This is a genomic window from Methylacidimicrobium cyclopophantes (assembly GCF_902143385.2).
GTDB classification, from domain to species: Bacteria; Verrucomicrobiota; Verrucomicrobiia; order Methylacidiphilales; family Methylacidiphilaceae; genus Methylacidimicrobium; species Methylacidimicrobium cyclopophantes.
In genome coordinates, this window is the sequence record NZ_CABFUZ020000138.1 from 1 (window position 1) to 7,915 (window position 7,915).

Sequence of the window (7,915 nt, forward strand, 5' to 3'; positions counted from 1 at the left end):
GAGCCGGATCCGGGGCTCCTCGCTGGCCGCCACCGGTTCGAGCAAGCAGAGGAGCCCGAGGGGAACCGATCCCCGCGCAAAATTTCCCACCCATCGGCCGAGCGTCTCGGAGACCCGATCGACCCGATGGTAGGGATGGGAAGGGAGCACCAACCAACGGCCCTCTCGCCGGAGGATCGCGAGCTTGTCGTCGGCCACGAACGGATGGCCCATTTCCAGCGCATAGCCCCCGAGCGTGGTCTTGCCCGCCCCGCTCGGACCGATCCAGGCGATGCCCCGCCCGTCAACGGCCGCACATCCCCCATGGAGCAGGGAAAAACGACCCTGGGAGACCAGGAAGAACGGAATCGCATGGTCGAGAAGCCAGTACGAAAGAAGAGAACGCGCCTCGGGCTCGCACTGGAAGCCGATCCTCCCCGAATCTCCATCCCAATCGAACCGCCCACGCCCTTCCACCTCGAAGGAGAGCCGCATCGGCACCCCCAGCGGACTGTAGCGCAGCAGACGGACCTGACGCCCTTGGCAGGCTCCCACCGATTGCTCCAAGCAGGCTTCCCGATCCCAAAGGAGTCCCTCGCCGAGGGAAAGAAGAGGAAGGCTCCCCTCCCCGAAGGACGTAGCGGCGGGCAGCGGCGGAAGCCAGCGAGAAGGGGCGAGCCAGCAGCCGAAGGCCGCCCGCGGAGTGCGGAGAGCCGCCCTTGGTTTCCCGGCTCGATCCCTTCTTTCGAGCAGCGCAGCCCCAGGGTGCGTCATCGGTTCTACGCTACGTTAAGTATCTAATTATGCCTTAAGCTAATTTGCGCTCTCTATATAACCCAACCGGTGGATCGACCAGAAAATTCAACATCCTGGAACCTTTTTTTGGATACCGGGAAAGCACGGATCTCCTACCGAAAAATACCCCCGAGCGTCCGCCGAGAGCTTCGAAGAGCCCGCCTTTTCGGCTCCCTCCTTTTGGGCTTGAGGCGACAAGCCCTTCCACCAGCAGAGCCAAATCCAGATCGCTCTCCGGCCCCGCCGTGCCCTCGACCCGGCTGCCGAAGGCGTAAACGGCCAGGAGCCCTGGTAGATTCACCGGCAGGGGGAAACGATGGTTTCACGAGGCATGCCCCTTCTCCCTCTTCGAGCCTGCCTCCGAGAGCGGAACCGATCCAGGCGCTCGGCTTTGCCGGAATCCAATCGACAAGCCGGCGCACCCGTCCGGCGGGAAGCCGGGGGCAGCCGCTCTCCGGTCCTTCCTTCACCTCGGCAGGGCATCGAGCTTCTTCTCCAGCTCTCGTGCGTCCAGAAGCACATCCGCATAATAGGAGCTCCGCCCCCGACTCCGGTGCAACGGCGTCGCCCGAATCTGCTCATATTGCAACTCGCAGGTGCGCGCCAGATCCTCGTAGTATGCGGCATTGGGCACGAGCTCGACGCGAAATTCCAGGACGACGCTCCCCTTCGGGGCAAAGACCACATTGCAGAGTGCGGCTCCGTAGAGCCCGATCACCCACTTGCTTTCCGCGAAAAGCGCCGCCTGCTCCGATAGGGAAAGCCGTTCCGGAACCACCTCTTCCACTCCGTAGCGCTCGAGCACCCGCAGCACCTCCTTCTCGTTCGCCAGCTTCCGCCGATTCGCATAGCGTCTCGTCAAATAGATCTTCCGAGAAGGCTTCCGCGGGGTCTCCGCGGGCCCGATTACTCTCCTCACGGCGCTACAGACCCATTTCGGCGTCCGATTCGTCGCATAGGAGGCATACGAACTCGCAATCAGGGATTCGGCTTTAAGGTGGAGACGGGCGTTCAGCTCCACCGCCTTTTCCCGCGGGATGCCCGCGCGGCTCAGACTTTCCTCCTGGAAGGGATGGGTCAGCCGGTTGATCACGATCCAGTCGAATTGCTCCCACCCGTAGATTTCCCGGAAGTACCCATAGAGGGAAACGCATTCGAAGAGCCAGTGGCCGTAGTTGTGCGCAAGGGCCGGATGGGTGCAGATATAGGCTACTCTCTTTCCCGCGACGTTCACGGGAGGCAGGCGCATCCGCAGAAGGACGTCGTGCTCGGTGGAATCGAACCAAGTGTCGCTCGGGGTAATCTCCGCAAGCAGGCGATCGTCTCTTCCGAGGATCGCGCCGGTTTCCGTGCAGACCCTTCCCTCCTCCACCTCGACGACGAACAGTGGGCCGTCCGCCTTTCCGCACTCTCCGTTCGTCTCCCGATCCTTCTCCTCTTGTCCACAGGTCCACGAAGCTTCGTGCACCATCTTGCCCCGCCTTCGATCCGATGCGAGCCAGTCCTCGATCCTCACGATCACGCCCTTCGGGGGACCCAAGACTTCGGAACTTACGGGCACCGCTCTCCAGGCCGCTTGAAAGAGGGCAAGGCAAGTCCTCCGGAGAACCCGAAGATAGACGAACTCCAACACCGGAACCGCCCAGGGCGCAAACCGGTTGAGAAAAATCCCGAGCCTTCTCCGAGAAGTCGGTTCACGCATCGGGCGACCAAGCCCTTCCTCAGCCAAGGTTATCCTAGACGCTCCTCTCGTTCAAACCACGCTGCAACTGGTTTCCGTTCATCCCCACTCAACTGACTGTACCCCTTGCCCATTCATCACTTCCGGCCCCTTTGGCCATAGGTCTTGCAGTTCATTCCGGAGCGCGCCCACCTCCTCGAAGAGGGCGGCGAATCGGTGGCGTCCTCGCCCACTATGCTCTGGTCGAAGAGTGCGGCTGTCTGACGGCAACGAGCTCCTTTCCCGCCACCCGCTCCTCTACAATCCGCACGGCTCACGTCAACGAAGACCGGCGGGTTCGCGGGTCCTACAATCGACTTTCTCCGCGGCAGTTCTTCAGCAAAGAGTCCGGCCCGGAAACACATTCTCCGGTGCGAGCCTCCAATGGTCCTGGTCGATCCGATCCAGAGCGTAGTCCGCGAAAAGCTTTCTGGCTTCCCCAAGCAGCTCCTCGCTGTGAAATTCCACCAGAAAGACAGGCTTCCGCTCGCGGATAAGCGGACCCACTCCTCGGAGCACCTCGATCTCCGCCCCCTCTACGTCAATCTTCACGACATCCGGGGCCCCAAAACGCTCGGCGAGCTTTTCTAAGCGAAAGACAGCCACCGAGATCGCCTCTGCTCCCGCCGTTTTCTCGTTCGATTCCCGCAGTCGGCTCATGGCTCCGCGCCGTTCCAGGGCCATCGTGCCCTCCCGAGAGGCCAAAGCGGCCCGCACCACTTCGACATTCCGGAGGCCATTCCTTTCCACCGCGGCGCAGAGGCGTTCCGCATTTTCCGGATCGGGTTCGATCGAAAGAACTCGCCCTTCCGGCCCCACGAGCCGACCGGCCAGGACGCTGTAGAAGCCGATGTTGGCTCCTACATCCCAGAAGCGCATCCCCGGACGAATCGCTCGGACGAGCGCCTCTTGAAAGGCTTCTTCTCTCCTGCCGGTGAGGAAGCCCTTTTCCCCTTTGAGATCGAGCAGCAGCCACATCCCGCCACATGGTCCGGACGCTACCCGCGCCCAGGAAGGAACCGACGGCAACAACGGATTCAAGACCGGTCGAAGCAGCCGAGAACCAAAAGAATCATGCCGAAACCAAGCGGTCGCCCAAGGCGGCACATATCCTAGGGCCTTCCCGAGGAGCGTAGAGAAAGGATTCGTCAAGTGGAACGCTCCATTCTCTTCGAAAGGCGGTCTTCCTTCAAGCGGCGGCGGACGACTCGCGTCCGAAGAAAAAATCCCCCTGCACCGCCGTTCCGGTCGCAGCGTAGCCGAGGTTGTAAATACCGGCCAACCGAAAGCCGGACTCCTGCAGGAACCGGATCACCTCGTCCGCAAGCGCTTGCCCTCGGTAGAGCTCGACGAACGAAGCTTCCACATAGACGTAGGAAAAGCACGCCAAAAGCGGCAGGCAACCGCGGAGGACTTCCGCCTCGTAGCCCTGCACGTCGATCTTGAGAAAGGCGGGTGAGTCGATCTCGGCGGCCGAAACCCATTCCCCAAGAGGCCCCACCTCCACCTCGACCCTGCCCGCTTCCTCCGTTCCCGGAAAGAACTCGGACTGCGTTCCCATGGGCAGCAGCGAAGACGAATCCTCCCTACGAGAGAGATGGATCCCCCGTCTTTGCCGCTCGGGGGCGATCCCCACGGGGAAAAGGTGGACTCGCGAATCCCCGGCAAAGAGCTTGCGAAAGCGCCCGCAAGGCGCTTCCAACGGCTCGAAGGAGTAGATCCGAGCCTCGGGCCAGCACCTTCGGGCGACCAGCGCAAATTGCCCCCGGTTGGCTCCGATATCGACCAAGGTCCGACAGGGATGGCTACGCAAGAGCTTTTCATGCTCGATTCCCGCCGCCACTCCCAAGACGAGCCCTCGCCGGTAGAGCGGGGCGCGCACGAGCGTGGCGAGCTTCTTCGCTTTCCGGATGAATTCCTCTATCTCCATACTGCTAGCCCGAATGGCTTGCTCTTTTTTTAGAAACCCCTTCTGGAAACACAGTAAACATAGCCAGATCCACGGCAGCGAGATCTTCGGGGGAAAACCGGTCAAACTGGTGAGTTACGATCTGCGAACGAACCCCGGCTCTGACGGAAAAGGCACCGATGCGGATCCGCTCGCTGCCATCGATCAGGTGGCGGGAAGCGATGGCTGCCTGCTCTTCCTGGATCACCTCGCTCTTTCGGTTCCCTTCCGTGGCGAAGTGGGGTCCCTTCCCCTCTGGATAGCCTGAAATCCAGTGGAAGTGACCGATCGCCGCATGCGGTCCTAACTCCAGCAAACCGATCTCCTTGCAGACGTTGCCATGTCCGATGGAAGAACGAGGTCCTATCCGTAGATGCTCCGGTGCCACCCAGGAGAAGCCGATCCTCGCGGTAGGATCGATCTCATAGCCGCAAAGCCACTCGAGCAGACGCTCTCTTCCACGACCATGGCAAAAGGATGCTCCTAGCAGCAAAAAACGGTTGCATGGGCGTTCCTGGCTGCACCCTGCATTAGCTTTCGCCGAGCGGCTCGGCTCTCCCCTTCCGCCAGTAGACTCCGGTCCAGTCGATCGTGATCAGAGGTTTCAAAATTCTCCTCTGCTCCCGGAAACGATCGACTGCGGCCCGACAAGGAACCAAAGCGTAATCGTCAATGATGCAGAATCCACCTGGAGAGAGCTTGTCGTAGAGCGACTCCAAGGATATCCATCATGGTGGTGTCCGCTTTTTTGTGTGTGGGTCGATTTTCGGTTTTGTCGTCTGACAGTAAAGAGAGTTGTTCCGACGCCGTCAACTGGAGCCGGCGAGACCGCTTCGCAAAAGCGGTCGGCTCTAGCCGGGCCGGTTGTGAATAACCCGCTTGCGGGTTATTCAAGGCGTGGGAAGCAACTCTCCACTTCTTCATGGCGTTACACTGTTTCCGTCGTGAAAAAACGCTCTCCGAACTGGATCGCGAATTGCGTGGCTGCTCGTCTCCAAGTCACCGGCGGATTTTCCACTTCTTTGTGATGTTGCGTAAGGCCAGGTAAATCAACTTGGCGGCCGCTTCATCGTTGGGGAAATGGCCTCTGGTCTTGAGCACCTTCCGCAACTGCATGTTCAGGCTCTCGATGGCGTTGGTGGTGTAAAGGATTTTTCGGATCTCCAGCGGAAAGGCGAAAAAGGGAATGACTTGTTCCCAGACTCTTCGCCAAATCTGGACGATGGCCGGAAGTTTCTTTCCCCATTCGCCGGCGGCGAACTCTTCCAGCCGTTTGGCGGCCACCTCGGCGCTCTCGGCATTGTAGATCCGCTTCAATTCCCGGGCCACCGGCTGACGTTCTTTCCAGTTACAGAAGGAGAGCGAGTTTCGGATCAGGTGTACGATGCAGGTCTGCGTCTGCGCCTCGGAGAAAACGGCGGTGACGGCTTCCGGAAAGCCTTTGAGCCCATCCATGACCGCAATCAGGATGTCCTCCACGCCCCGGTGCCGGAGCTCATTCATCACCCCTAGCCAGAACTTGGCTCCTTCGGTCTGCTGAATCCAGAGGCCCAGCACGTCCTTGCTGCCATCCCGTTGGATTCCCAAAGCCAGATAGACGGCTTTGTTTTTAACGGTTCCTTCGTCCCGTATCTTGACCCGCAAAGCATCAAAGAAGACCACCGGATACATCCTCTCCAGCGGCCGACTCTGCCACTCCAGCACATCCTCCCACACCGAATCGGTCACCGTGCAGATCAGATCCGCGGAAACTTCCACCTTGTATTGCTCTTCCAAAAACGCCTGGATCTCCCGCACCGTCATCCCTTGGGCGTACATGCCGATGATCTTGGAATCGAAGCCTCTAAAGCGCCGTTGCCCTTTGCGGATAAACTGGGGTTCGAACTCCCCGGTCCGGTCCCGCGGCACCTCGATCTCCAGTTTTCCATCCTCACTGACGAGCGTCTTCTTGCTGGTCCCGTTGCGATGGTTCTCCCGCTTCCGGCCAGCTTCCATCTTGGGCACCTGACCCTTCTCGTAACCCAGATGGTGGGTCATCTCGGCTCCCAACACCCGCTCGTAGAGCCGCTTGGTCAACTGCTCCAAGATCCCCCCAGGGCCGATCAGATCTTCCGGCCGCTCATAGCCCTTCATCAGCTCTTCAATGATCGCCGGACTGATCTCCGGCCTTTTGTCCCCTGGATCGCGTCCTTCTTGCTCCTTGTGCATGGTCACTTCCATTTCCGTCTCCTTCTACTTTGGTTGTGACCCACACACAAATTTTCGGACACGCTCTCCATCATCGAGCGAAACATATCGCCATCGGCCCGCGGTAGCGCAAGCTTCCCAATCGGGGCTTTCGGAACGGTCTCGTAGAAGGAGCCCTTGAGAAAGATCACCTTATCGTCCAAGAGATCATAACGGCCGAAGTTATCTCGGATTTCTTCCTCGCAGACTGCGAGGAAGTTTGCCGCTGCCCTGTTTTTGACGCCAAGCTCGGCATCCTCTCGCTCCTGCGGTCTCCCCTTGGGAAGCCCAGCAAACGAGTCGGCAACAAAGAGCCGTCGTTCTCGATCCCCATGCGCAGAAAGAATCGCTTTCATGAAGATCGCGGCTCCGCCGCGCCAGACTCCCGCTTCGATCAGATCTCCTTCCACGCCTTCAGCCAGAATCGTTTCCAGCCACACCCGGAAGTTCTTGACCCGCTTCCCCCGACCATCGTATGGGCATCGATCGGCCAGTAAGAGCCGTCGCCCGCAGCCGACTCGGGCACCGTTTAGGGCAGCACCATGCCCCTCTTGGCGAACGGCGGCAACGAAGGAAGCCGGTCGGTCAACCATCGAGCCAGCCTGGCGGAAAGAGATGTCGCTTGGAAAACGGGCGCAAAGTCGCTGCGCCGGAGCCGTCGGGTTAACGCCTTGTTGTTGAGGAGCGTGAGGCGCCGGTGCCGCAAATCGGTTGCCTGCGGGAACCGTTCACAGCCCATTCCGGACCTGCCGGAGCGGCAGCAATCGCCGTGCAATCCGTGGATTTTGCCGATCCGTCTTGATGCATTAACTCATCTCTGGGGTCAATCTCCGCTATCTCCTCATCCATCATCTTCCCAGTCGGCCCGACGGAGGCGATACCGCGCCAGCCGAGGCCGGATCCTATCACGGGAAGAGCAAAAGCTCGTAGGCGAGATCGAGCCTCCGCCTTTCGCCTGCGAATGGCCCTATCGATCCGAGCATTGCTCGAGTCGGAGATTGCGATAAGAACGATTTTTCCATCCAGTTCCTGGACAACGAACTGCTTGGTTCATCGGCTCCCAAGCGCCCCGCCGGATTGCCCAAGGCGTAGATCCAAGGCGAAGCCGAATAGCCACAGAGACGCCTCTAACTCTTCCGTCGGTGCCCAACCGAGAAAGATGCACCAAGCGAGACCGGACATCCGACAGAAAGCTCTGAAGACTCCCGGAAAGTCGCCGGGCAAGCCTGACTTCCAATGAGATGCGG

General features: G+C 60.0%; 6 protein-coding genes and 3 pseudogenes. All 9 read right to left on the reverse strand.

Features of this window, described 5'->3' with window-relative positions; all coding sequences use genetic code 11:
* A pseudogene (locus FN369_RS06510) lies at positions 1-753 on the reverse strand (hypothetical protein); the annotation flags it as partial.
* Positions 754-973: 220 nt separating this feature from the next.
* Positions 974-1,081 (reverse strand): annotated as a pseudogene (locus FN369_RS11510) (nucleotidyltransferase domain-containing protein); the annotation flags it as partial.
* Between the two features lie 159 nt (positions 1,082-1,240).
* On the reverse strand, positions 1,241-2,476 hold the full coding sequence (locus FN369_RS06520) for a glycosyltransferase family 61 protein (RefSeq protein WP_142525382.1): 1,236 nt from the start codon (positions 2,474-2,476) through the stop codon (positions 1,241-1,243).
* Positions 2,477-2,830: 354 nt separating this feature from the next.
* Complete coding sequence (locus FN369_RS06525; protein ID WP_142525383.1) at positions 2,831-3,646, reverse strand: FkbM family methyltransferase; 816 nt, start codon at positions 3,644-3,646, stop codon at positions 2,831-2,833.
* A 37-nt stretch (positions 3,647-3,683) separates the two neighbouring features.
* On the reverse strand, positions 3,684-4,424 hold the full coding sequence (locus FN369_RS06530) for an FkbM family methyltransferase (RefSeq protein ID WP_142525384.1): 741 nt from the start codon (positions 4,422-4,424) through the stop codon (positions 3,684-3,686).
* Between the two features lie 4 nt (positions 4,425-4,428).
* Positions 4,429-4,830 carry a hypothetical protein gene (locus FN369_RS06535; RefSeq protein WP_178087722.1) on the reverse strand — a complete coding sequence of 134 codons (402 nt, stop codon included), beginning with the start codon at positions 4,828-4,830 and terminating at the stop codon, positions 4,429-4,431.
* Positions 4,831-4,972: 142 nt separating this feature from the next.
* On the reverse strand, positions 4,973-5,161 hold the full coding sequence (locus tag FN369_RS06540) for a TylF/MycF/NovP-related O-methyltransferase (RefSeq protein ID WP_342799717.1): 189 nt from the start codon (positions 5,159-5,161) through the stop codon (positions 4,973-4,975).
* A gap of 209 nt (positions 5,162-5,370) precedes the next feature.
* Positions 5,371-6,650 (reverse strand): annotated as a pseudogene (locus tag FN369_RS06545) (IS256 family transposase).
* 2 nt (positions 6,651-6,652) lie between these two features.
* Positions 6,653-7,261: a TylF/MycF/NovP-related O-methyltransferase gene (locus FN369_RS06550; RefSeq protein ID WP_142525387.1), complete on the reverse strand. Its 609-nt coding sequence runs from the start codon at positions 7,259-7,261 to the stop codon at positions 6,653-6,655.
* Positions 7,262-7,915: the final 654 nt, after the last annotated feature.